General features: G+C 62.3%; 23 protein-coding genes. 8 read left to right on the plus strand and 15 right to left on the minus strand.

Annotation, left to right across the window (positions count from 1 at the left end):
- Positions 1-24: 24 nt before the first annotated feature.
- From ABD919_RS12320 to ABD919_RS12330, 3 genes are all read left to right on the plus strand, one after another.
- Positions 25-933, plus strand: a complete 909-nt coding sequence (locus ABD919_RS12320; protein WP_345236317.1) for a C40 family peptidase — start codon at positions 25-27, stop codon at positions 931-933.
- A 637-nt stretch (positions 934-1,570) separates the two neighbouring features.
- The gene (locus tag ABD919_RS12325) at positions 1,571-2,011 is read left to right on the plus strand and encodes a DUF2147 domain-containing protein (protein ID WP_345236318.1); all 441 of its coding nucleotides are present in this window, start codon (positions 1,571-1,573) and stop codon (positions 2,009-2,011) included.
- Between the two features lie 181 nt (positions 2,012-2,192).
- Positions 2,193-2,825, plus strand: coding sequence for a hypothetical protein (locus ABD919_RS12330; protein ID WP_345236319.1), 633 nt, complete (start codon positions 2,193-2,195; stop codon positions 2,823-2,825).
- 96 nt (positions 2,826-2,921) lie between these two features.
- Here the strand turns inward: ABD919_RS12330 and ABD919_RS12335 are convergent, their stop codons facing one another.
- Positions 2,922-4,994 (minus strand): M1 family metallopeptidase, encoded by a 2,073-nt coding sequence (locus tag ABD919_RS12335; RefSeq protein WP_345236320.1) that lies wholly within the window; start codon positions 4,992-4,994, stop codon positions 2,922-2,924.
- A 173-nt stretch (positions 4,995-5,167) separates the two neighbouring features.
- On the opposite strand from ABD919_RS12335, the gene ABD919_RS12340 reads away from it, so the two are divergent.
- Entirely contained in the window at positions 5,168-7,417 is a 2,250-nt protein-coding gene (locus tag ABD919_RS12340) for a T9SS type B sorting domain-containing protein (protein ID WP_345236321.1), read from the plus strand.
- A 74-nt stretch (positions 7,418-7,491) separates the two neighbouring features.
- Here ABD919_RS12340 and ABD919_RS12345 read toward each other — a convergent pair whose 3' ends face one another.
- The 4 genes from ABD919_RS12345 to ABD919_RS12360 all read right to left on the minus strand — a co-directional run bounded on the left by ABD919_RS12345 (position 7,492) and on the right by ABD919_RS12360 (position 10,362).
- Positions 7,492-8,136: a cytochrome c oxidase subunit 3 gene (locus tag ABD919_RS12345; protein WP_345236322.1), complete on the minus strand. Its 645-nt coding sequence runs from the start codon at positions 8,134-8,136 to the stop codon at positions 7,492-7,494.
- A gap of 67 nt (positions 8,137-8,203) precedes the next feature.
- Entirely contained in the window at positions 8,204-8,542 is a 339-nt protein-coding gene (locus ABD919_RS12350) for a hypothetical protein (RefSeq protein ID WP_345236323.1), read from the minus strand.
- Positions 8,535-8,792: a hypothetical protein gene (locus tag ABD919_RS12355; RefSeq protein WP_345236324.1), complete on the minus strand. Its 258-nt coding sequence runs from the start codon at positions 8,790-8,792 to the stop codon at positions 8,535-8,537. Before ABD919_RS12355 ends, ABD919_RS12350 begins: the two co-directional genes overlap by 8 nt.
- A 223-nt stretch (positions 8,793-9,015) precedes the next feature.
- The gene (locus tag ABD919_RS12360; RefSeq protein ID WP_345236325.1) at positions 9,016-10,362 is read right to left on the minus strand and encodes a M23 family metallopeptidase; all 1,347 of its coding nucleotides are present in this window, start codon (positions 10,360-10,362) and stop codon (positions 9,016-9,018) included.
- 92 nt (positions 10,363-10,454) lie between these two features.
- On the opposite strand from ABD919_RS12360, the gene ABD919_RS12365 reads away from it, so the two are divergent.
- From ABD919_RS12365 to ABD919_RS12375, 3 genes are read left to right on the plus strand one after another with little or no spacing between them, the layout of a single operon-like run.
- A complete protein-coding gene (locus ABD919_RS12365) occupies positions 10,455-11,312 on the plus strand; it encodes a hydroxymethylglutaryl-CoA lyase (RefSeq protein WP_345236326.1) in 858 nt (285 codons plus the stop codon).
- 60 nt (positions 11,313-11,372) lie between these two features.
- Entirely contained in the window at positions 11,373-12,116 is a 744-nt protein-coding gene (locus ABD919_RS12370; protein ID WP_345236327.1) for a (Fe-S)-binding protein, read from the plus strand.
- 29 nt (positions 12,117-12,145) lie between these two features.
- Entirely contained in the window at positions 12,146-12,589 is a 444-nt protein-coding gene (locus ABD919_RS12375) for a hypothetical protein (RefSeq protein WP_345236328.1), read from the plus strand.
- Positions 12,590-12,640: 51 nt separating this feature from the next.
- Here the strand turns inward: ABD919_RS12375 and dapA are convergent, their stop codons facing one another.
- Complete coding sequence (dapA, locus tag ABD919_RS12380; protein ID WP_345236329.1) at positions 12,641-13,504, minus strand: 4-hydroxy-tetrahydrodipicolinate synthase; 864 nt, start codon at positions 13,502-13,504, stop codon at positions 12,641-12,643.
- A 133-nt stretch (positions 13,505-13,637) separates the two neighbouring features.
- Between dapA and ABD919_RS12385 the strand changes: the two genes are divergently transcribed.
- Positions 13,638-14,564: a polysaccharide deacetylase family protein gene (locus ABD919_RS12385; protein ID WP_345236330.1), complete on the plus strand. Its 927-nt coding sequence runs from the start codon at positions 13,638-13,640 to the stop codon at positions 14,562-14,564.
- Between the two features lie 142 nt (positions 14,565-14,706).
- On the opposite strand, the gene ABD919_RS12390 is transcribed toward ABD919_RS12385, so the two are convergent.
- The 9 genes from ABD919_RS12390 to ABD919_RS12430 all read right to left on the minus strand — a co-directional run bounded on the left by ABD919_RS12390 (position 14,707) and on the right by ABD919_RS12430 (position 24,415).
- Positions 14,707-15,135, minus strand: a complete 429-nt coding sequence (locus ABD919_RS12390; RefSeq protein WP_345236331.1) for a rhodanese-like domain-containing protein — start codon at positions 15,133-15,135, stop codon at positions 14,707-14,709.
- Positions 15,136-15,163: 28 nt separating this feature from the next.
- Positions 15,164-15,610 (minus strand): hypothetical protein, encoded by a 447-nt coding sequence (locus tag ABD919_RS12395; RefSeq protein ID WP_345236332.1) that lies wholly within the window; start codon positions 15,608-15,610, stop codon positions 15,164-15,166.
- Positions 15,611-15,825: 215 nt separating this feature from the next.
- A complete protein-coding gene (gene ligA / locus ABD919_RS12400) occupies positions 15,826-17,961 on the minus strand; it encodes an NAD-dependent DNA ligase LigA (RefSeq protein ID WP_345236333.1) in 2,136 nt (711 codons plus the stop codon).
- Between the two features lie 109 nt (positions 17,962-18,070).
- Complete coding sequence (locus tag ABD919_RS12405) at positions 18,071-18,691, minus strand: DUF4920 domain-containing protein (protein ID WP_345236334.1); 621 nt, start codon at positions 18,689-18,691, stop codon at positions 18,071-18,073.
- 156 nt (positions 18,692-18,847) lie between these two features.
- Entirely contained in the window at positions 18,848-19,453 is a 606-nt protein-coding gene (locus ABD919_RS12410; RefSeq protein WP_345236335.1) for a hypothetical protein, read from the minus strand.
- 135 nt (positions 19,454-19,588) lie between these two features.
- The gene (locus tag ABD919_RS12415; RefSeq protein ID WP_345236336.1) at positions 19,589-20,269 is read right to left on the minus strand and encodes a hypothetical protein; all 681 of its coding nucleotides are present in this window, start codon (positions 20,267-20,269) and stop codon (positions 19,589-19,591) included.
- 87 nt (positions 20,270-20,356) lie between these two features.
- Positions 20,357-22,180 carry a S8 family serine peptidase gene (locus ABD919_RS12420; protein ID WP_345236337.1) on the minus strand — a complete coding sequence of 608 codons (1,824 nt, stop codon included), beginning with the start codon at positions 22,178-22,180 and terminating at the stop codon, positions 20,357-20,359.
- Positions 22,170-23,627: a M20/M25/M40 family metallo-hydrolase gene (locus tag ABD919_RS12425; RefSeq protein WP_345236338.1), complete on the minus strand. Its 1,458-nt coding sequence runs from the start codon at positions 23,625-23,627 to the stop codon at positions 22,170-22,172. The genes ABD919_RS12420 and ABD919_RS12425 overlap by 11 nt, the downstream gene beginning before the upstream one ends.
- A gap of 266 nt (positions 23,628-23,893) precedes the next feature.
- Positions 23,894-24,415 (minus strand): SixA phosphatase family protein, encoded by a 522-nt coding sequence (locus ABD919_RS12430; RefSeq protein WP_345236339.1) that lies wholly within the window; start codon positions 24,413-24,415, stop codon positions 23,894-23,896.
- Positions 24,416-24,419: the final 4 nt, after the last annotated feature.

Raw genomic sequence — 24,419 nt, forward strand, 5'->3', positions numbered from 1 at the left:
GGAGCCTTGCTTCCTTGGAATTATATGCGCTTTATCTGGCTGATTTTTGTAGGACTGCTGCTGGCCATGCTCGGGATTTTACCCCGGCTGGAGCGAGGGCCGGGCGGAGAGACCAGCAGGCCCAGCCTGCCCGACAGCTTGCCTGTAGCGGTGGCTAACGGGCGCGCAGCCCGCGCGCCGGTAACCGCCTACGTTACCTCGGCCCGCCCCCGGGCTGCTCTGCTGGGCCGCATGGTCCGCCGCGACAGCCTGGTGCACTACGCCCTGCAGCAGCTGGGCACAAACTACTGTTATGCCGGCACAACCCCGGCAAGCGGCTTCGACTGCTCGGGCTTTGTGCAGTATGTGTTCGCGCACTTCGGGGTGTCGATGCCGCATTCCACCGCTCTGCTGATTGACGTGGGCACGCCGGTACCGCGGGAGCAGGCCTTGCCTGGCGACATCGTGGTGTTTACCGGCACGGCCCCTACGGCCACTACGCCGGGCCACGCCGGCATCATCATCTCGGCCGGGCCGCAGGGCCCTCTGCGCTTTGTACACTCGTCTTCGGCCCGGCGAGAGTCGGGCGTAAAAATCAGCCAGGTGGAAGGCAGCGACTACGAGCGGCGCTTTATGCAGGTGCGGCGGGTACTGGGTACCGGCTCGGCATTGCGCCCAACCAAAGAGCCTGCTCCCCGGCCAGCCGCACCGGCAGTTACGGCCCCGGCGCCGGCTCCCCCTGTAGTGGTACCGGCAGTTCCTGTGCCCACGCCGGTGGCAGCACCCGCCGGGGCTGTTAAGAAAGCCGCGGTAAAAAAGAAGACTGTAAAAAGGAAGCCGGCCCGAAAAGCCGCTCCCCGAAAAGCTGTTAGGAAACCTACTGCGCGCCCTCGCAAAGCGGCCAGTAAAGCCCGGCCAGCTGCCACAACCAGCAAGAAGAGAACGACGCGCTAAAGCCTATAAACCGGGTGCCAACGACGGGGCACACCCTGGGGCTTAAACGCAGTGATGCCCGGCCTGCCTGTGCCGGCCCACTGAAGGGCGGCTGGGCAAACCGGGCATCTAATCCTTCAAATCTTACCAAGCGGCGAAGCTGGGGTACAGCTCCGGCATCTTTATCTAGTAAGACCTGGCCGAATGTGGGAAGCAAAGGAGGCTACCCCACGAAAGCTGTTGTTAGGCGCGTACTGCGGTGAAGCGTACGACATTCGACAGGCTTGGCAGGATTTGTTTGGGACTACTAGACATTTTGTACCTCCTTTCTTTACGTTCCACATAACCCCGTTCGCGCTGCCCAGCACCTTAGGGCTACTTGGACGGGGCCGTAGCACTCGCTACTGCGTGGTAAAGTTAATAAGCCAGGGGAAGGTTCAAAATAAAACAGTCTTTTTTGGGGTCGAATCCACTGTCCCGGCCGTTGAGCCCTGATTTACAGTTTGATTTTTTTTAGGTATCCATCAAAAACAAAAGAGAAATTGCCGGATTTAACTTTGGCCGCAAACTTGCGTACCGGCGGCAGGCCCAGGCATTCTAAGCCAGCGTCGTTTTTTTGACTTACCTTTTTAGCGGTAACTCTCACCTTTGCGAAGACATGAAAAAAAACCTCATCCTGCTTTTTGCCCTCTTGCTTGGTCTGGCAGGCTTTGCTTCCGCCCAAAATCTAAACCCGGTGGGCATCTGGACCAATGCCGATAAGAAAGCCAACTTCGAGATTTACAAGTGCGGCGATAAGCTCTGTGGCAAGATTGTGAGCCTGGCCGTACCGAACGACCCGGAAACGGGAAAGCCCAAGACCGATACCATGAACCCCGATGTTAAGCTCCGCACCCGGCCCCGTCTGGGCCTGGTGTTTATGCAGGGCTTTCAGTACGATGACGACAACAAGTGGGACGATGGCAAAATCTACGACCCGGAAAGCGGCAAAACCTATTCGTGCTACATGAAGATGGAGAATGCCAACACCATGGAAGTAAAAGGCTACATCGGCTTTTCGCTTATTGGCAAGTCGCAGGTCTGGACGCGCGTAAAGTAGGCGCAACAGCCATTTTAAGTCCCTAAGCCTCCTCCTTGAATTCCTGAAAAAGGCCAGTTCAAATCGAACTGGCCTTTTTTATGATGCCTGGGTTCGGTAGTCCATCGGCTGCTTTGGCAACCGCCGGGCAGAAACTATTTCAGAGAGCCGGTGTTTTGACAGCACCTCAGCAGTTGCCACCTTGCTACACTTCCTCCAAAAGCTTTTTTCTTCCAAAGCCACGCACGCGCAGTGGCATGCCGTGGCCCTGACGCCGCAGCAGGCCCGCAGCCACGCGCGCTGGGTACAGCAGCGCGTGTTCTTAAACTGGCTGGGGCCGTACTTTAAAGCCTACCACCTGCTGAAGGGCGGTGCCGGCGGCCAGCGTGGGTTGCGGGTGGAGCTCCTGCAGGAAAACGGCCGTCAGGGGGTGTTGCTTCACTACGACGCCAGCATCGGGCCCGGCAACTTTCGCCATTTCTTCGAGCACCTTGCCGAACGCGTACTGGCCCTGGGCTACCACCGGGCCTGCACCGACCAGCGCACGCAGCAGCAGCAGCGCCATACCGAAACCCTGCTGAAGCAGCTGCTGAAGCCCACGCCTACCGACTGCCCCCAAACCGGCCACTGCAACCAGCGCTATGGCCTGATTACCCTGGACTATGTGATGATGGACCGGCAGCCCCTCTTTATTCGCCTGGCCAGCAATGCCGTGCTGCAACCGGGCTTCACCCGGGCCTGCTCTTTTGATGAGCTGATGCGTGCCCTTTTCGATGCCCCAATGCCCGACGAGCAGGTACAGCGCCTGGTTGCGGATTATCACGACAGGTTTTAGACGACCTGCTTGCTTTCAGGCAGCGTATCAGGCCACGGCTCCCACAAAAAAGGCCCGTTCCGATAAGGGAACGGGCCTTTTCCTTTTGCCGTGAAGCTATTCGCGCACGAAGCGTGCCTGGCTAAGTGGCTGGCCATCGGGGCCGAGCAGGCGCAGGATGTACAGGCCAGGGGCCAGGCTGCGGGTATCCAGCTGCGGGCGGGCGCTTTCCACGGCCTGGCGCAGCACCACGCGGCCGGTTACATCCAGGGCTTCGGCGGTGGCGCGGCCTACGGGCAGGTCGACCAGCGTGAGCTGCTCGTGGCAGGGATTGGGGTAGAGGCTGAGGGTAGCAGCGCCGGCCGCACGGCGGGCCGACAAGGCCAGGGAGACGTCGCGGGTGGGCGTCGAAGGCAGGTTCATCACCCACTGGTTCGGGTCGATGGTGACGCTGCTGACGGTGGCATTCACCGGGATGCTATAATTCTCGACGGGCTGGCCCTGTCGCACGCGAATGACGCGGTTGGTGCCATCTGAAAAATTCAGCCGGTACTCCATGTCCGTGTCGAAAAAGGGCGTGACGGCTGGCATGGAGGCCGTTTCCGTAACGCGCATCACGAATGTGCTGCCAATCTGGTTCCAGCGCACCTCAAACGTGGGGTAGCCCTGCCCGCGGAACCACTGCTGGAAGAAGCCCGCCAGTGAGCGCCCGGCTTCGGCTTCAAATACGCGCTGCAGGTCGGCAGTGCGGGCAGTGGAGTGGCGGTACTGGCTTTGAAAGGTGCGGATGGCCCGGAAAAACTTAGCGTCGTCGTTCAGCAGAAAGCGCAGCATGTGCACCACGCCGGCGCCTTTTTTATAAGTGAGGTAGTAATCGAAAATACGCGACACGTTGTTGGTGTCGGCCACGAACACGCTGCCTGAGCTGCGCTGGGCATAGGTATGGGAGTTATCCATCCAGCCACGGGCATCGGCCGGCGTGGCAAAGGCCTGCAGGGAAAGGTACTCGCCGTACGAAGCAAAGCCCTCGTTAATCCAGATGTCTTGCCAGGACGCACAGGTAACGTTGTCGCCAAACCACTGGTGAAACAGCTCGTGGGCCGTCAGGGTAAAGTCGAATCCATCCTGCGTCGTCATGGTCTGGTGCTCCATGCCACCGCCCAGCGGCGCCATGCTATGCCCGTACTTCTCATCGGCAAACGGGTAGAGGCCCGCCACAGTGGAAAAGTTTTCGATAAACCCGGGGGTCCGGTCTATCTCCGTACGGTAGTAATTCAGGGCGTTCGGGTCGTAGATATAGTTGACAATAGGTACCCGGGGCCCACCCGCCGGGTTGGCGTAGTTGACATACTCGACGTAAGGGGCCACGGCCACCGAAATCAGGTAGTAGGCAATGGCGTGGCGCGACTTCCACTCGTAGCGCACCTTGTTGCTGGGCAAAGTCACGGTGCGCACCAGCACCCCGTTGGAACCTACTTTATTGGGCAGCGTGGTGGTCACCCACACATCGGTAGAATCGGCTTTATCGGTCAGCACCTGCTTGCAGGGAAACCACTCGTGAGCAGAATAGGGCTCCGACAGGCTCCAGGTAACGTTGTACGGATAGTTTACGCCACCCATGCGGTACTGCGTAGCGGTGCTTAGGGCATTGCCAATGGCCGCGGAGTTGCCGCGCGGCGCGGTGCCCCGGTAATAGATGCGGGCATCGACAAGCGAGCCGGCCGGAGCCGGCTGCGCCAGGCGGGCCGTTGCATCGGACCCTGCGCGGCGAATGCCCGGCGAGCGGCGGCCATTCACCACCACCGAGTCGATGAGCAGAGTGGCGGTGCCGGCCGGCGAGTTAAGCGGGGCCTGGTACAGCTCAAACGCCAGGGAGTCGAGCGCTTGGCTGCCCACGCGCAGGCGAATCCAGGTAGAGCCCGATACGTTGCGGGAGTTGTTTTCCAGCGCAATGTCGAGCTTGTAGTATTTCACATCGTAGCGCTCCATCTTGGCCCGGTGGGCTACCGTCGTTAGCGGCTGGCGCTGCGCCGTGCTGATGTGCGCGGCCGCGCACTGGCGGGCCGCCGCGCTGCTGATATCGGCTGGCGTTACGGAAAAGTCGAGCACAGGCCTTTGCTGCTGAGCCTGGGCCACCGAGGCACTCAGAGTCAGACCACATAGGGCCATCAGGTAAACGGTACGAATCATACGCAGGAGCAATAAAAAGAAAATGGGACGATGGATGGGAAATCTGCCCGAAATATACATCGATATGTACGGTAACCCAGTCTGGCGGGTACCGGTTCCGGTTAGAACATACCTGGCAAAAGTTGGGCTTTGGCTTGTATCTTTAGCATTCTTTTCATCTATTTCTCGCATTTATGCTATTTCGCTTCTCCAAGCCAAGGCATTCATTTCCGGCCTTGCTCCTTTTGGTGGCCAGCCTGATGGCATGGGCCGGCCCGGCCCGGGCCACCCATATTGTGGGCGGAGAAATGGAGCTGGAGTACCAGAGCGGCGACAGCTACCGCCTGATTCTGAACTTGTATTTTGATGCCTTCAACGGCAGTCCCCAGGCCCTTGACGCCGACCTGACCGCCAGCATCTTCCAAAAAGGCAACAACAGCCGCATGGCCAATGTGGTGCTGCCCCTTACCAGCAACACGTTTGTGAGCTATACCAACCCGGTGTGCGCGGTTCCAAACCTGAGCACCCGCAAGCTGGTGTACAGCCGCATTATTACCCTTCCTGCCAACACCTATAATAGTCCGCAGGGCTATTATGTGGCCGTGGAGCGCTGCTGCCGCAACAACAGCATCAGCAACATTCAGGTGCCCAGCGCGGCCGGCCAGGCTTTTTACCTGGAGTTTCCGGCCGTGGTGCGCAACGGGCAGCCGTTTATCGATTCTACGCCCCGCATCTTTCCCCCGCTGGCCGACTATGCCTGCCGCAATGAGCTGTTCTACTACGACTTCTCGGGCAGCGACGTCGACGGCGACTCGCTGGTGTACGACCTGGTGACTCCGCTCAACGGGCACGCCGATGCCAACCTTCCCAAGCCCACGGCGGCAATGCCGGCCCCCTACTCCACCATCAGCTGGCTGCCGGGGCTGGGACAGTTCAACCAGATTCCGGGCGCTCCCACGCTGCGCATCGACCGGTTTACCGGGCGCCTCACGGTGCGGCCCACCAACCTGGGCTTGTTCGTGTTTGGGGTGCGCTGTACCGAGTACCGCAACCGGGAAAAAATTGGGGAGTCGCGCCGCGACTTTCAAATGATGGTGCTCAACTGCGCCATCAACCAACAGCCCAGCCTGGTGGTGCAGCCCTCGCCGGCCAGCCCCGCACCCTACGTTCCCGGCCGGGATACCCTGCGCTTCTTCCCCGGCAGCAACCGCTGCGTGCAGCTGCGCTTCACCGACCCCGACCCGAACTCCCGCCTGAGCCTGTCGCTGAACCCCGTTAACTTCACGGGCCTGCTGCCCAACTTCACCACCGCTACCAGTGGCTCGGTGCGCACCCCGGGTGCCCCCGATACCCTGACGGCCACCCTATGCTTTCCGGACTGCATCAATACCCGGGGCCGGGTGTTTTTGCTGGATGTGGTAGTAGGCGACAATGGCTGCAGCCTGCCGCGCCGCGACACTGTCCGGATAGCCTTCACGGCGGTGCCGCCGCCGAACGCGCTGCCCACCATTACCACCACCGCCGGCCCGGTACAGCCCCTGCGGGTGCGCGTGGGCGACCTGGTGGAGTTCGACGTGCTGGGCACCGACCCCGACAACGACGCCATTTCCCTGGAGATGAGCGGGCAAGGCTTCTCCCCTGCCTCGCTTGGCGCCAGCCTGACGCAGTCGACGGTGGGCAACCAGCAGCGCGGGCGGTTTAGCTGGCGGGTAAATTGCTCGGCCATCGACCCGCCGCTCAGGCAGTTTGATTTTACTGCCGTAACAAACCCCTGCACCGAACGAAAAACGGCCACCGTCACGGTGCCCATTCAGGTAGACTACAGCAACGCCGCGCCCCAGCTAACTTCTACCCTGCCCGCTCCTACTGCCGCTACTCCCATTCCGGTGGTGCGCCTGCCGCAGGGCGGCGTGTATACCGCCACGCTGGCCGGCACCGATGCCGACCGCGACCAGCTGCTGCTTACGGCTGCCGCCGAAAATTTTAGCCTGAGCGATGCCGGGATGCAGTTTCAGGCCACGAACGGAGCCGGGCAAGCCCGGGGTACCTTCCGCTGGGAAGCCGACTGCCGGGCAGTAAATCTCCACCGCGACCTCACCGTAACCTTTCAGCTGGTTGACCAGACCTGCCGGTCGCTGCCGCAGGTGCAGCGCATTCGCTTCCAGGTTATCAGCCCCGATACGATGGCAGTGAAGCTCTACAACATCATCACCCCCAACGGCGACGGGCTGAACGACGAGTTCCGCTTGCCCGACCTGCCGCCTAACTTCTGCGACGCCTACTTCACCAGCCTCCGGATTTTTTCGCGCTGGGGGCAGCAAGTGTACCAGTCCGACAACCGGGAGTTTCGCTGGAGCGGCGAAGGAGCTGCGGGTCTGTATTACTACCTGGTTACCTACACCGACGGCCGCAAGTTTAAAGGCTGGCTGCAGGTAGTCCCGTAACGCTGCCTCATCTAGGCAGCAAAAAAGGCGGCCGGATATCTCCGGCCGCCTTTTTTGGTCAATGCCTTAACAGGCTAGTACAGAAACAGAAATACCGCAAACAGGGCCACCCACAGCGCATCAATAAAATGCCAGTACGTGGCGGCCAAGGTCAGCTGACGCCGGTAGTACGGGTTGCGGATAAACACCAGGGCGCGGATGGCATCGCGCTCGGCATGAATTACGCGCAGCAGCAGAACCAGCAGGTACAGCATGCCTCCCAGCAGGTGCACCACGTGCAAGGCCGAGATGAGGTAGATGTAGGTTCCACTGGCTTCGCCCGAGAAAAACACCCCTTGCTGCACCAGCTCGCGCCAGCCCAGAAACTGAAGGCCGGAAAAGACGCAGCCCAGCAATAGCGTGGCGGCCAGGCAGCGGGCCAGGGCTACCAGGTCGTCGCGCTGATAGAGCGTCCGGGCCTGGCCGATGGTGTAGCTGCTTAGCAGCAGCACGATGGTGCTGAGCGAGAAGTAGCGGGGGAAGGGATGCAGGCCCGACGGCACCTCATTGCTATGATGGGTGTGGATGTAAGCGCCCACCAGAATAACGAACATGCTGGTGATGGCTACCAGCCCGAGGTAGAGCACCAGCAGCATGGGCGGCAGCCGTTCGATGCGCCGAAAAGCGGAGCCTGCGTGCCCGGCCTTCACCCTGTTTTTATGTTCGTGTTCGGAGTTCATCGGGCAGCGCCAAGAAGTACTACTGACTAACTGATTTGAGAATATTTAGTTCAAGCCAGCAGCTGGCTCAGCGGAAGAAAGAGCCTATTTTTCCCAGCACGGCATTGAGCGTGATTTTGGGAGTACGCTGCACCCCGAAGGTGACGTAGGTTTTTCCGCCAACGCGCAAATCCAGCACCCAGCCTAGCTGCCGGGCCAGGTCGTTGATTTGTTGCATGGGGTCGGGCCCGGGCGGCTTGGCAGGCTTTACATGGCCCGGCGGCTTGGGCGGGCCGGCCGTGAGCAAATCCAGCACCTGCTGGCTGGGAATGTTCAGGATGAGATAGGTGCCGGCCGCTACCAGCTGCAAATCATGCCCGTTCCAGTTGATGACGAGCTGGGCCTCGACCTCTAATTGGCTAGCCAACGGAATCGGGCCGATTAGCCGGCAGCTGGGGAGCGGAAGGGGCAGCCGCGGCGGGAGGATTCTCGCCCCGGGTACGGATGCGCAGCGAGCCATTCAGGCGCCAGGTAGCCGCCGGGCCGCTGGAATTCGAAGAATTAGGCATCTGCAGCTCCATCTGCTCGAAGGCGAGGCTAAGCTCAACGCCGCCGGAAAGTTTGGAAAGCAGCGAGGCGGCCATATCGGCCCAGTTGGATTGTGAAGAATCAGCCATGTAAAAAGTGTAAACAGGTGTGATGGAAAAGAAGTGAGCAGCGCAAAGTACGGCCTTGGCTTTGCTAACGCAAGGCCGCAGCCGGGGTTGCAGGAAGCTGCCCAATGCTATTCGGCGCTTTGACAGCCCACAAGCGCAAAAAGCTGCATTGCTGTTCAATAAAAGCAGTGGGCACGCCCTTCCATTCTGCGCTCGCCCAGCCTAGCCCACCGTACTTTCTATATCAGATAACAGCCCAGCCCACCTCCCCGCCCGGGCCCCGCAAGAGAGAAAACTCCCGGTCCTGGCCCAGCACCGCCACGGGGGTGCGCCCGGGCAGGGCTGCCAGGGCTGCAGCAGCCGCCAGGGGCCGGGCCAGCAGCTCCACTGGTGTTTTGAGGGCCAGACGCTGCAGGGGCTGGCTGCCGGCTGGCAGCACCGCCGCAACGCTCACGTAGCCCGTGCGGCCATCGGGCGTTTCTACGCGCAGCGCGGTACCCTGCCGGCCGAGTACCAGCAGCGGCAGCTGCTTGCTCAGCTGAGCGGCGCGGGCTGCGGGCTTGTCGCCAGGGCGGCGGCCCAGGGCGCCCGCACTCCGCAGGCGCACGTACTCGCCCCGCTGGTCGGTACCCTGGGGTACGTCGGGCCGCACGTCGGGACGGCGTACAGCCGGGAAAGGGTCAACGGCGCCCTGGCCGGCGCGGTAGATGCCGAAGTGCAGGTGGGGCTGGGTGCCCTGGGCATTGCCGGTGCTGCCTACCAGGCCCAGCGTATCGCCCGGCTGCACCCGCTGCCCGGGCTGCACCAGCTGGCGGTCGAGGTGGGCGTAGTAGAGGTGAGCACCGTGCTCGGTATCGGCCAGCCACACCACGCGCCCACCCAGCGGGGTGATGCCGGTGCGGGTGATGTAGCCGCCGGCAGCCGCCACTACCGGCGTGCCGCGGGGCGCAAAGATGTCGATGCCCTCGTGGCGGCGGGCGCCCCGGTCCCGCTCGGCGCCCCAGAAGCTGCCCACGGCCGCATCGCTGCGTCCGAGCACCGGAAACACGCTCAGGCTGGGCTCGCGGCGCAGGCGCAGGGTGTACCGGCCGGCAGCCAGCAGCTCGGGCTGTACGCGCAATAAATGCTGCCCGTCCTCCTTGGCGTGGTAGCGGAATTCCAGCTGCAGGGTATCGGCTGAGGCCAGGGGGCGGGGCGCCTGGGCCTGCACTACCTCAAAGGCGTCGATAAATACCCGCGCGGCGCTGCCCGGAGCCAGCGTCAGGCTTACGTGAATCTGTTCGCCGGCGCGCACGGCGTAGCGGTAGCTGCTGGCCGTGGGCCGCTCGGGCCGAAAGTAGCCGGTTTCGGCCAAGGGCAGGATGACAACCAGCGAATCGCGCAGGGCCTGCTCGGCCGCGTCGAGCCAGGCACGCCCGGCCGGGCGCCGGTCGAGGCCAGCCTGACGGAGCAGGCGGGCATATGCCTGGTGCGGGGTTTGCTTCTGAAACAGGCCCTGCAGCGTTTGCTGTTTGCCGCAGGCCACGAGCAGCAACAAAGGCAGCAGGAAGAAGCGCCCAATACGTGGCAGAAACTGTGAGGAAAGAACCATGCCCTGTAAACCCCAGGCAGCGCCTGCCGGTTCGCTCCCAGACCTTGGAGCATGCCTACCTTTGCCGGGCTTTCCCACCCCCTACTACTGCCATGAAGCTTATCGAATGCCCGCGCGACGCCATGCAGGGCCTGACGGACTTTATTCCCACTGCCACCAAAACGGCCTACCTGAATTCCCTGCTGCGCGTAGGCTTCGACACGCTGGACTTCGGCTCGTTTGTGTCGCCCAAAGCCATACCGCAGCTGCGCGACACCGCCGAAGTGCTGGCCGGCCTCGACCTGAGCCAGACGCGTACCAAGCTACTGGCTATTGTGGCCAACCGCCGGGGTGCGGAAACCGCCATGGACTACCCCGAAATCAGCTACCTGGGCTTCCCGCTGTCGGTGTCGGAAACATTTCAGCGTCGCAATACCAACCAGACCATCGCCGAGGCCCTGGCCGACGTGGCCGCCATGCACGAGCTGTGCGAGCAGCGCGGCAAAACCCTGGTAGCCTACCTCTCCATGGGCTTTGGCAACCCTTACGGCGACCCCTGGGGCCCGGAAACCGTCGCCGCCTTCACGCGGCACCTGGCGGCGTTGGGCGTGCGCGTGGTGGCCCTTTCCGACACCATTGGGGCCAGCACCGCCGATACCATCCGCCCCTTGTTTGCAGAGCTGATTCCGGCCTTCCCGCAGATTGAGTTCGGCGCTCACCTGCACACCACACCGGGCACCTGGCGCGAGAAAGTGCAGGCGGCCTACGAAGCCGGCTGCCGCCGCTTCGACGGTGCCATCGGTGGCATTGGCGGTTGCCCCATGGCGGCCGATGAGCTGACCGGCAACATGCCCACCGAAAACCTGCTGAGCTTCGCAGCCGAAGTAGGCGAGCCCACCGGGCTCGACATGGCGGCCTTTGCCTGGGCCCGCGACGAGGCAGCGGGTGTATTTGGCGCGGCGATTCACTAAAATTATTACCTGGTAATCCGGCAGCTACCCGGGCTCGCCCGCATCACTCAGCCTTCCTACATGCCTCCTGCATCTCCTCAAGTCGACATCTTCATTCCCTGCTTTGTCGACCAGCTTTACCCGCAAACTGCCATGAACATGGTGAAGGTGCTGGAAAAGGTGGGCTGCCAGGTCAGCTACAATGCTGCCCAGACCTGCTGCGGGCAGCCGGCCTACAATGCCGGCTACAAAGCCCAGAGCCGGGCGGTGGCCGACAAGTTTCTGGAGGACTTTCAGGGTCACCCCAAGCGCTACGTGGTGAGCCCCTCGGCGTCCTGCGTGGGCATGGTGCGCAACAGCTACCGCGACTTATTCAATGGCACTCCCGAGGAGAAAGCCTGCCAGGCCGTGCAAACCCGCACCTATGAGCTCACGGAGTTTCTGGTCGACGTGCTGGGCATCACGGCCATTCCCGGGGCGCAGCTGGCGGGCAAGTACACCTACCACGACTCCTGCTCGGCCCTGCGCGAGTGCGGCATCCGGCAGGGCCCGCGCCAGCTGCTCGATGGCGTAGCGGGCCTGACCCGCCTGGAAATGGCCGAAACCAGCACCTGCTGCGGCTTCGGCGGCACCTTCGCCGTTAAATTTGAGGCCATTTCCGTGGCCATGGCCCAGCAAAAAGTCGAGCACGCCCTCGACACCGGCGCCGACTTCATCATCAGCACCGACGTGAGCTGCCTGATGCACCTGGAGGCCTACATCAAAAAGGAAAAGCTGCCGCTCAGGTGCCTGCACATCGCCGACGTGCTGGCCAGCGGCTGGTGAGGGGAACTAGCATTCTTGTCAACCTAGTATTGATTTCCCTGTTGGCAAATGGCTCCTGCCAATCTCACGAACAAGCTGCAGCGGATTCTGAGCCAACTCACAAAATCTACGCTGCATACCGACCACTGGAAGGAATTTATTTGGGGGAACCACTGCGCCTCGTGCAGGCAGCTTACCCCAAGCTCCGACCCGTTGAAGATGCTTCCGGTCCTTACTGCATTCTGGATTTACCGTCGGCAGCCTGCCACGGCGCTACCATTGCCTACTTCTATTTTGACCAAAAGCATTTGCTGCGCGAAATCGAAGTTCTTGCTACGCTGGGAGCCCGTCCTTATGGCCTAACCAGCACCTGCGTTAAACAAACACAAAATTTATTTTCCCGCACAGCCTATACTCGTTTCGAGCACTTCGGCCTAGACAGCACAGACACTTTCTCTCACTACAGATATCGGCTCTCGTCAGTCAACCGCTAATCAAAGAATTGACTTAGCAATACTTACCGTATTACCGCTATTTCTTCGCGCTCACAACAGCTTCTGGATACGCTGTTTCAAGCCACCCGTAGCTTCGAGCAGCGGCAGGCGTACGGCGGCGTCGCACACGCCCAGCACGGCCAGGGCCGCTTTCACACCCACGGGGTTGCTTTCCTCATACATGAGCGGGTTCAGGGGCAGGAAATCGAACAGCAGCTGGCGGGAGGCGGCAAAGTCGCCGGCCAGGGCCAGCCGGGTCATTTCGGCGAAGCGCTTGGGAAAAGCGTTGGCCAGCACCGAAATCACGCCTTCGGCGCCGCAGGCGATGAGCGAGGTCGTGAGCATGTCGTCGCCGGAAATCAGCATGAAATGCTCGGGCTTATTGGCCGCGATGTTGAAGCACTGCTCCATGTTGCCGCTGGCTTCCTTGATGCCGATGATGTTGGGGTGCTGGGCCAGGCGCAGCGTGGTTTCAGCCGTGAGGTTGGAGGCCGTGCGTCCCGGCACGTTGTAAAGGATGACGGGGACGGGGCTGGCGTCGGCCAGGCGCAGGTAGTGCTGCACCAGGCCGGCCTGGCTGGGCTTGTTGTAGGCTGGGCTAGCGGAGAGCACGGCCGTAATGCCGCGCAGGTCGGTGCTGCGAAAAAGCTCCTCGGTGCTGGCCGTGTCGTTGCCGCCGATGCCGTATATCAGCGGAACCCGGCCGGCTACCTGCTCCTTGGCCACCCGCAGCAGCTCGGCTTTCTCTTCGCTTGTCACCGTGGGCGACTCGCCGGTGGTGCCGTTCACGACGAGGTATTCCACGCCCCCGTCGATGGTGAAGTCCAGCAACCGGCGCCAGCCGTCATAATCAACCGCGAAATCGGAAGTAAATGGGGTGACCAGGGCCACGCCGGTGCCACGAAGTTTGTCCATGCCAGAGCTTAGGGGTTAATTTTGTGCAAAGGTAGGGGCGCGTCGCACGCGCCCGGCCTTTCAGCAGCATTTTCGCTTTCTCGCCTTTAATTCTTGCCTTTACCGGCGGACGTGTGCGACCCGTCCCTTACCCATGAACCTGACCACCGCCTCCCTCCTGCTCGCCGCCTCGCTTTCGCTGGCTGCCTGCGAATCCAAAACCGCCACCACCGGGGAAACCGACACCACCAAGGCCACGGCCGAAACCACGCTGACCGACCCGGCCACGGCGCCCACGTCCGGCACCGCGGCCACGGCCAACGACGAGGCCAATGCCGTTCCAGCCCCCGACCCCAGCACCATTCCGGCGGCCAAATCCCGCGACGCAGCCGCCATTCTGGCCCGCAAGCAGGTGCCCATTCTGTGCTACCACCAGATTCGCGACTGGACGGCCAAGGATTCAAAAAACGCCAAGGACTACATCATTCCCGTGGCTGCCTTCAAGGCGCAAATGAAGATGCTGGCCGACTCCGGCTACCACACCATCCTGCCCGACCAGCTCTACGCCTACCTCACCACCGGCGCCAAGCTGCCCAGCAAGCCGGTGATGCTGACCTTCGACGACACCGACCTCGACCAGTTTACCGTGGCCCGGCCCGAGATGGAGAAGTACGGCTTCAAGGCCGTGTACTTTATCATGACCGTGAGCCTGGGCCGGCCCCGCTACATGAGCAAAGACCAGGTAAAGCAGCTCTCTGATGAAGGCAATGTCATCGGCTCGCACACCTGGGACCACCACAACGTGAAGAAGTACCAGGGTCAGGACTGGGTAACGCAGATTGAGAAGCCCACCAAGACGCTGGAAGACATCACGGGCAAGGACATCAAATACTTCGCTTACCCCTTCGGCCTGTGGAACCCCGAAGCCATTCCCGAGCTGAAGAAGCGCGGCATGGTAGCCGCCTTCTGCCTGGCCGAAAAGCGCGACCAGCAGGACCCGCTCTTTACCATCCGGCGCATCATCGCCAGCGGCTACTGGTCGGCCAAAACGCTGCACAACAACATGGTGCAGTCGTTCTAATGAGTGCCTTTCCAGCTGCCCGTTGCGGACTCCTTTTTTAAGAGAAGCCCAGCCTCATCTACTAGCTACTAGCAGCAGCTGATAATTGAAAAGCCCCACCCGAATTACTTCGGGTGGGGCTTTTCAATTATAGCCTAAAAGATTATTTCGCCCCCGCGACTTTTAGGTCATTATATCCTCCGGCGTTAATCACCTTCCCGAAGCCTTTTTTCTGCATCAGGGCAGCGGCCTGGCCGCTGCGATTACCGGAAGCGCAATACAAAATGTATGTTTTCTGTGGATTCAACTGAGCAACTTGTTCCTGAAAGCTGGCGGCGCGAAAATCGACGTTTTGCGCCCCCTGTAAGTGGCCGGCTGCAAACTCGGCCGGGGTGCGCACGTCCAGCACCACATTGCGTGAGTCGGCTAAGAGCTTTACCGCAGCCGCGGCGGTAGCTGGCGAAGCCAGCAGGGCCGTGTGGCTGGGCGCTGGTTGGGCTTGATTTGCCCGCAGCGGCTCCGACTGCGAAGTCTGGGCACGGCTGGCAAATGAAAGCGGCGCCAGAACAAGCAGCAAGCCCAAAAATTTCATAGCAGAAAAGACAGAGGTAATGAGTAGTTTATTGTGCTGAGCTGCTCCGGGCATCCTTGGTGATAGTAGCCGGCATCGACTGCGTGGGGTGTACCACAACGATGTACGGAAACTCGCCCTTCATCTTGCTGTAAATGGTGGTTTGATAGGTGGGCCCATCGTAGCGCACCGCCTCACAGTTGGGGCAGGTTACAGGCACCGGTTCCAGCTTCTGGCTTTTCAGCTCAGAGCGCAGGTCCCGGATGCAGGAGTTTTCCGTGGTTTTCAGAACAGCATCATACGACTGCTGAAACGGACGGAGCACAAACACGGCAGGGACGAAGTTGCCCTCAGAATTGGCTGAGCTGGCTGACGAGGTCCACTGTATTTCCCGGCTTTTAGGGGGCGTACCCCGAAAAACCCAATCCGCGGCCGGCAGGTCGCTGATTTTTTCCGGCTTGGCTGCCGACTTAGGGTCGGCGGCAATTGCGGCCATTTGCTTTAGCGGCAGGCACTGCGCCTGGGCCGAAAAGCCATAGCCCAAGCTCGCAAAGAGCAGAGCTGGTAACATTTTTTTCATCATAACGTGGGGGCGTTAAATAAAAGAGGTGAGTAATAATAATTGTTTATTCCTGGAAAAGCTAAAAGAAACGAATGCCGCAGTTTCACTCAAAGCTCATGCCAGCCTGATTGAAGGCTTTCATTTTCAAGCTAAAACAACGAGCCCTGCAGTCCCGTTCCCAAAGGCGGCACGGGCGCAGTACCAGCCGCGTCGGCAGAGGCTGAAAACCCGTCGGAGCCAGCAGGGTCTTCGCCCTCGGCAGGCAGCAACGCCAGCAGCTCGTTCTCCGATATAATCGGCACCTTAAAACTGAGGGCTTTCTCGCGCTTGGCCGGGCCCATGTTATCGCCGGCAACGAGGTAGCTGAGCTTCTTGCTGATGGAGCCCGTTATCTTACCGCCGTGCGCTACGATGAGCTGCTGCAGCTGCTCCCGGCTGTGATTTTCGAATACGCCCGACAGCACAAACGTGAGCCCGGCCAGCCGGTCACTCACGGCTTTCGGCGCTTCCCCGGTCAGGGCCAGCTGCACGCCGGCTGCGCGCAGGCGCTCCAGCAGCTCGCGGTTTTCGGGCTGCTGAAACCAGACGGCTGCGGCTTCGGCGATTACCCCGCCCACTTCGGGTACGGCGGCCATTTCGGTGGCAGAAGCCGCCAGCATGGCATCGATGGTGCGGTAGTGAGCGGCGAGCTTTTGCGCTACCGTTTCGCCCACGTAGCGAATGCCCAGACCGAAGAGCACGCGGTCGAATGGCACCTGCTTGCTGGTATCTATGCCTTTGATAAGGTTGTCGATGGATTTCTCGCCGAGGCGTTCCAGCGTTACCAGCTCGGCGCGCCGGGCAGGCAGGTCGTAGATGTCGGCGGGCGTACGCACCAGGCCCAGGTCGAAGAAGCGGCCCACGGTTTCGGCACCGAGGCCGTCGATGTTGAGGGCTTTGCGGGAAACGTAATGCTCCAGGCGGGCCTTCAGCTGCGGCGGGCAGCCGCGCTCATTGGGGCAGCGGTAGTGGGCCTCGCCGGCCGGGCGAATCAGTGGCGTATCGCAGGCCGGGCAGCTGGTGGGGTACTGGATAGGAACGGCCGTAGCCGGCCGCTCGGCCAGGTCGACGCCGGTAATTTTGGGGATGATTTCGCCGCCTTTCTCCACAAACACCAGGTCGCCCAGGCGCAGGTCCAGGGCCTCAATCTGGTTGGCGTTGTGCAGGGTGGCGCGCTTCACCACGGTGCCGGCCAGCGGCACGGGGGTGAGCATGGCCACGGGCGTGACGGCGCCGGTGCGGCCCACGTTGTACTGCACCTCGTTGAGGCGGGTGCGGGCAGCTTCGGCGGGGTACTTATAGGCGATGGCCCAGCGCGGGCTTTTGGCCGTGAAGCCCAGCTGCTCCTGCTGCCGCAGGTCGTCTACCTTGATAACGATGCCGTCGGTGGCGACGGGCAGGGTGAAGCGCTTCTTTTCCCACTCGTGAATGAAAGCCAGCACTTCCTCCAGCGACTGGCAGCGGCGCCAGGTGTCGGATACCGGCAGGCCGTACTGGGCCAGGGCTTCGAGGGCGGCGCTGTGGCTGGGAAAGTGCCGCTGCGGAGTGAGCAGGGCGTAAGCATAGAAGCGCAGCTTGCGGGCTGCCACCAGAGCCGAGTCCTGCAGCTTGAGCGTACCGCTGGCGGCGTTGCGCGGATTGGCCAGCAGGGCCTCGCCGTTTTGCTCCCGCTCGGCATTGAGCTCCTCAAATACGGGCAGGGGCATAAATACCTCGCCGCGCACCTCCAGGTCCTCGGGCTGGCCGGGCGCCTGGCGCAGGTGCAGCGGCAAGGTGCGGATGGTGCGGATGTTGGCCGTCACCACATCGCCGCGGGTGCCGTCGCCGCGGGTGACGCCCTGCATGAGCTGGCCGTGCTCATAGCTCAGGCTCATGGCCACCCCGTCGAACTTCAGCTCGCACACGTAGGTGTAGGGCGCGCCCTCAAGGCCCCGGCTGACGCGCTCATCAAACTCGCGCAGGTCGTCTTCGGAGTAGGTATTGCCCAGGCTCAGCATGGGGTAGCGGTGCTGAGCGGTGGGAAACTGCTTGGTAATGGTGCCGCCTACCCGCTGCGTGGGCGAGTTGGGCTGAGCAAACTCCGGGTACTGCTTTTCCAGCCCAGCCAGCTCAGCCAGCATGCGGTCGAACTCCTGGTCGCTTACCTCGGAGACATCGCGCTGGTAGTACTGGTAATTGAGATGATGCAGGCGCTCGGTAAGCGCCAGGATGCGGGCTTGTGCAGAAGAGGGGTCAGCCGGTGACATAAGGCCGGGGAGGGAGAAGGATGGAAACCAAAAGCGCAGGGGTAAAATGCGCTTATCTAAAGCAAGAAAGGCTGCCCGGCGGGCAGCCTTTCTTCGGGATAATTAATTTTTATTGCTGCACCAACACGCCGTCGGCCATAAAGTTTACTTCTTCTTTAGGCTGCGTGATGGCGGCTATTTCTTTTTCGGACTTGCCGGCGTCGCGCAGGTAGTGCTGCTGGTCGGACACCGACGTTTTTTCACGGTAGGCAGTGCCGGATATCACCACCTTGTGGCCGCTCAGGTCTTTGGGCACGAAGAAGGCATAGTCCTTAAAGCGAACCCGCATCTGCTTGCCATCTGCCGTGGGCAAAGTCATCCAGCAGCCTTTGGCCTGGCAGACCTGCGCGGCCTCGCCTACCAGCTTTACGCGTACCGAATCCTTGGCGCCCAGCACGGAAGAAAGGGTGCTCATGGGCACGGCGCCTTCGGGAGTGATGGCCGCGCCGTAGGTACTGCCCGGAGCAACGGGCTGCATTGCGCCGTCATGCTCGTGCTCTTCCGCCTCAAGCTCCTCGTGGTCGTGGTCGTCCATGTGAGTGGCCGGGCCGGGCGGCACGTCAGCCCCGTGGCCCTGCACCTCGTGCTGGGGGCCTACCGGCAGTACCGGATTGATAGGTGCTGAAGGCAGAAAGCGAACCAGCAGCAAAATGACAATCAATACGCCGAAAAAGGCACCGAGGAATTTCATACGCAAAAAATGTTTATACTCGGCCGCAAAAGTAAGGATGCTTCGCTTAATTACGGTGATACCGAGCTGGGGAAAGCCCTAAAATGAGAACGGCAGATGCTACCTCACAAGAGAAGCAGCACCTGCCAATTCAGTTTACAAACCAACAGCCAGCAGCTACTGGCTAATTACCACGGTCTTACCAAGCTTGCGTATGTAAGCCAGGCGACGTTCGGCCCCACCGGCACCGGTGTAATCGAAGGCCACCGTGGCCGGGTCTTCCCGCAGGGCTTTCCATATCTGCGTATCGACTTCGGCGGGCTGCTCGGCGCTGGCCGGCACGGCGGGCTGCACAAAGTTTTTGGGAGAAAAGAAATTGTTCATGCTTTTGAGAATGGCAATTTCCTTTTCGCGCATGGTCGCCGCGGCAGGGTCGGTCAGAACTTTCTCGCTCAGCAGCGCATGGGCGGGCAGCACCTCGTGCCGCAGCGTGTCGCCGGCGCTATTGGTTACGATGAGGTGGGCGCGGGAATTGAGCACGCGCGTGCCCCGCAGCTGCAGCACAAAATTATCCTGGCTGTTGGGGTCGGAGAAGGCGTGCGTGGCGCGCACGGTATTCAATACCGAATTGTTGGTAAGGCGGCTGCGCTCGGAGGGAGCCGGGGGCACGTAAGTAGTGCGAGGGTCCTTGGTGGAGGAACCGGATTCGCGGTCGGTGGTAACGCAGGCGCTCAGCTGGAGCAGAAGCGCGGCAGTTGCGAGAAGTAAAAATGAGGGTTTCATAAGAGAAGGCTCGGTGCACGGAGGTGCAGGCAAGCGAAAGAAGTGAATGAAATGCCTGAAGCTGCAAATATGCCCGGCGCTGACAGTTTTACGTCAAAGCCTGGGTAATAGGTTTTAACTTAGAATAATCTGTACTTAAAACCAGCCCAGCTCCAGGCCAATTACCCAGCGCGGCAGCTCCGGATAGGAGGCATAGTCGGAGGAAAACGCCGACGAAACCCGGTAGCGGGCCAGCAGGGCGTAGCGGTCGGCCCCCAGGCGGGCACCCACTCCCCCGCCCCAGCGCCGCAGGTAAGCCAGGCCCCGCTCGGTGGTTTCGAGGGAGCTGACTCCTGGTCCCGGCTCATCCTCGGTGGTATGGGTCGAGGCCATTGCCCAGCTACCCCAGGCAAGCAGGTCGAGGTAATGGCCCACGGTGTTGCCGCGGCGCCCTGCATTAAGCCGCAAGCTCAGCTCGGGCTGCAGCTGGTGCAGGGCCAGGCTTTCGCGCAGGTGCAGGCGTGGCGAAGGCAGCGTTTTTGCTTGTGTCTGGGCAAGAGCATAGCTCAGGTAGGCGTAGCGCAAATCCAGGTTGAGGGCCAGGGCCTGGGTGAAGCGTCGCTTCAGCCGCACCCCGCCCTGCAGCTCGGCCGAAGCGAGGCCGTAGCGCAGGGGCGTGCCCGGCCCCCCGCTGGGCCCGGCCACCAGCCCATAGCCCAGGTACAAGTGGGCGAAGTAGCGCCGGTTGGGACCGAACACGCTGGGGATGGTATCGGTGGCCACATTGGCCTGCACCAGCACCTGCTGGGCCCGCACCTGGGGCAGCGCAGCCAGCATCAGCACCACTAGCAATCCGCAAGTGCCTGGCCGCGGCCCGAAGCCGGGCTTATTGCCTGCCCGCAAAGGCCATAAACTCTCCATAGCTTATTCCGAATAAGTGCCGGTGTAGCCTTTAAAATGAACGCGCAGCACGTCGCCGGGCTGGAGCAGGCGGCGGGGTATCTGCACCACCAGGCGCTGCGTTACCGCGCGGGTCTCGTAGCGGCGCAGCACCCCACGGCGGTCGGCCAGGCTCCAGAACAGGTAGGGCGGGAAGTCGGGGTCGGGCAGCAGCGGCAGGCTTTCCGACGACTCCTGGGGCTGCTCCCTACCCACGGGCTGCACGGAGCCGCTGCCGGGCGGCTGGTCTTTCTTTTCGGGCGCCGCCGGGGCGGCATCTACTGTCTCAGGCTGCTCGACCATGAGGGGTAAGGCCTGCGCGGGCCGCATGGCGGCCTGGGGCCGGATGATAACGGCCACCAGGGAATCGTGCCCCACGAAATCGAAGGTGGGGCCGGCAGCAGGCGCAGGCTGGGGAATGGCCCGTAAAAAGTAGGCCGCCCGGGGCCGGCCGTAGCCGTGGGCGTAGTCGAAGTAAGGGTACAGCTCGGCGGCCTGCTGCAGGTGCTGAAAAAGCTGCATGGCTGTCCAGCTCCGGTGCTGCTGCCACACGCAAGCCGCGAAGCCCGCCACCAAGGGCGAGGAAAAGGAGGTGCCTTCCAGCCGCTCGTAGCCCCGCGGCGTCGTGGTGAGCACCACCCCAAACGCGGCCAGGTTGGGCTTGGGCCGGCGGTCGGCGGTGGGCCCGTAGGAGCTGAACACGCTGTGCAGGCCCGTTTCGGGGTCGAGGCCGCCCACGGCGAGCACCGAGTCGGCATCGGCTGGGGTGCCGATGCGTACCCAGTCGGAGTCGCCGTCGTTGCCGGCCGCGCTCACCACCAGCATGCCCTTGCGGGCGGCCAGGTTGGCCGCGCGGGCAATGAGGCTGCGGCGGCCGTTCATCTGCTCGGGAAAGTAGCGCTGCTCGGTGTAGGCCAGGGAGGAGTTGATGATGTCGGCCCCCTGCCGGTCGGCCCACTCGGCGGCGGCCAGCCAGGCTTCTTCTTCGGCATACCGCTCGCGGTGCAGCTGCTCGGTGCGGGCAAGCAGGTACTCGGCGGCCGGGGCCAGGCCCAGCGGTGCCCCGCCAGTAGCCCCCGGCCCGGCCGGCAGGCGACCGGCCAGGCAGCCCAGCACTTCCAGGCCGTGGCTGCCCCCATGAAATACATCGGGACGCTTTTTCAGGAAGTCATAGGTAGCCACTATGCGGCGGCTATCCAGCAGATGGCGCAGGCCGGGGTGGGTGAGCAGGCCATTGAATCCCACGTCGAATATGGCAATGCGCAGGCCTTTGCCATCGAGCCCGGCGCGGCGCAGAGCCGCCTCGTCGAGGTGGGCAATCTGCCGGTGGGCCAGCAGGTAGTCGTTGGCAGACAGGGCCTTGAACTCGGGGGGCACCGGGGGTGAGGCAATGGGATGGGCCGCTGCCTCCATCCTACTGGCCGGCCACAGCTCCACGCTTTTCACCCCCGGCAGCTGGCGCAGGGCGGCCGCCTGGTCCGCGGTGGCCCGGCAGGCTACGGCGTTAAACCAGCGACTTACCAGGGTAATGGTATCGACCTGGCTGCGCAGCTGCTGCAGGTAGTCGGGGCGCAGGGGCAGGTCGCTGGGCTCGTAAGCGGGCAGGTGCTGGCGGCGGCGGCGGGCGCGGGCCGCTGCCGTAAAGTAGTGCGAGGGGTTAAAGCTGACCCCGTTTTTATCGCGCAGCGTAACCCAGTAGCGCGCGGCTGCCGGCCGGGCACGGCCCGCTTGCGCCTGGGCGCTGCCCGATTGTGCCATTCCCCATGCTAACCCCAGCATGGCCAGGGCGGCGCGGTACTTACAGGCCATACTTACTAAGCAGGTAAAGCATGGCGGCCATGTTGGCCCCGCCCAGCTCCAGCTCCCGGCGGTGCACCTGGTCGAAGGTGTCGAGGGCGGAGTGGTGCAGGTCGAAGTAGCGCTGGGAGTCGCCATCGTAGCCAATAAGGGCCTTGGGCTGCACGGCCTTCTGCAGGGGCTCGATGTCGGTGCCCGCGTGGCCGGCTTTGATGTCGGAAGCGTGGTAGGGCCGAAACAGCGGCGCCCACCTCTGCAGCTGCTTCACCACGGCGGGGCTGGCTTCTACGTTGAAGCCGCGGGGCGTGAATGCGCCCCCGTCCGACTCCATCGCGGCCAGGTGGTTTTCCTTTTTTTCGCGGGCCAGCTCCGCGTACTTGTTGCCGCCGCGCACGCCGTTTTCTTCGTTCATAAACAGCACCGCCCGAAGGGTGCGCTCGGGCCGGAGGCCAGCGGCTTTGAGCAGGCGCAGAGCCTCGATGCTTTGCACGCAGCCAGTGCCGTCGTCGTGGGCGCCCTGGGCCAGGTCCCAGGAGTCGAGGTGGCCGCCCACGGTAATTATCTCATTGGGGAATTTGCTGCCGATAAGCTCCCCAACCACGTTGTAGCTCTTTTCCTCCGGCAGGTTCTGGCAGCTCATCTCCAGCTCAAACTCCAGGCCGGGGTTGGCTTTCAGCAGCAGGCTGAGCTTGTCGGCGGCCAGCGTGCTGAGGGCGGCGGCGGGCACCTTGGGCACGGCCTCGTCGTAGCGCATGTTGCCCGTGTGGGGGTTGTCGTCGCGGGCGCTGGTCATGGAGCGCACCAGGGCGCCCACGCCCCCGCGCCTGGCGGCTTCAATGGCGCCGCGGCCACGCTGCTCCACGGCGCCGCCGTAGGCCATGCCGGGCTCAATGAGGCGGTCGTCGAAGGGGCGGTTGAAAAACACGAACTTGCCTTTGACCTTGTCTTCGGGCAGGCGGGCCAGCTCGTCGAAGCTTGTCACTTCCACCACGCCGGCTTTGAGCTTGCCGTTGGTGCCGATGGAGCTACCCAGGGCGCACACAGCCACGTCGATGCCCTTGCCTTTCTCGCCGATAATCTGACCTTTCTCCTTGGCGCCGCGCACCCAGTGCGGCACCATTACTTCCTGCAGGTACACCTTGTCGAAGCCGGCTTTTTCCATGGTGAGCCGCCCCCACTCCACGGCCTGCTGGGCCTGGGGCGAGCCCGAGAGGCGGGCACCTATCTTGCCGGTGAGGTAACGCAGGTTCTCGTAGCTCTGCCCGCGCAGCAAGGCCTCGTCGAAGATGGTGCGGATGGCAATAGAATCCGCTTTGTTTACCCGCGGTCCGGCAGCGGGCACGGGGGCTTGTCGCTCGGAGCGGGGCACGCGGGAAGGCTTGGTCTGGGCCTGGGCCGCCGGCCAGCCCAAGGCCAGCAGCGCCGCGCAACCGATGATGTTTCGATACAGTGGAAGCATAACTCGACAACCTGTTACTCCGGCCAGTGTTGCCGAAGGCTGGCGAAAGTACGGCCCGGACGCGTTGCGGGGTGCATAGGCCGCGTTTTCCTGCCTGCTGTCCTGCGCCACCCTCATGCTTGAAGCGGCACTCCGTGCAGCTTGTAGGTTAGGGTACATCCTTAGAAGAAGGCAAAAGTGAAGAGGTAACAGTTAAAAAACAGGAGTCCAGTTTTTTAACTGTTAACTCTTCACTTTTAAGTTAGTACCCTAAACCAAATGCCGCTCTAGTGCGCGCCATAGGAGCTGACTTTAGCCACGGCTGCTCCGCTGGCGGGGATGCGCACTTCAAAAAGATAGTGGTACTCGCTGTCTTTTATTTCGCTGATGGGAGATTTGGCTCCCAGGGCTTCTATCAGGGGCAGCAGCGTGTTGGAATGGCCGACCACCACCACCGGCTCCCCCGCGTGTTCGCGGCGGATACGCTCGGCCAGGGCCGCGGGCTGCCTGGCATCGTACACCTCCGGCGTCAGCTTGGTGGCCTGAGCCAGGGGCGCCAGGGTGGACCGGGTACGTTTGGTGTCGGTGGTAAACAACGCGGCGGGGCGACGGCGCTGAAGCTGCTTGCGCAGGGCCAGGGCACGGGCTTCGCCGGCGCTGGTCAGGGCCGGGTCGGCAAGGCCGGGCGTGAGGTCTTTTTCGGCGTGGCGCACAATGTATACAACGGTAACAGGCTCCTTGGTGAGGGCCGGCAGCACCGTTAAAAACGCCCCCACGGTGAGGCAGAGCAGCACTAAAAAGCGGGTCATCATA

The sequence above is a fragment of the Hymenobacter saemangeumensis genome, assembly GCF_039541835.1.
GTDB lineage: Bacteria > Bacteroidota > Bacteroidia > Cytophagales > Hymenobacteraceae > Hymenobacter > Hymenobacter saemangeumensis.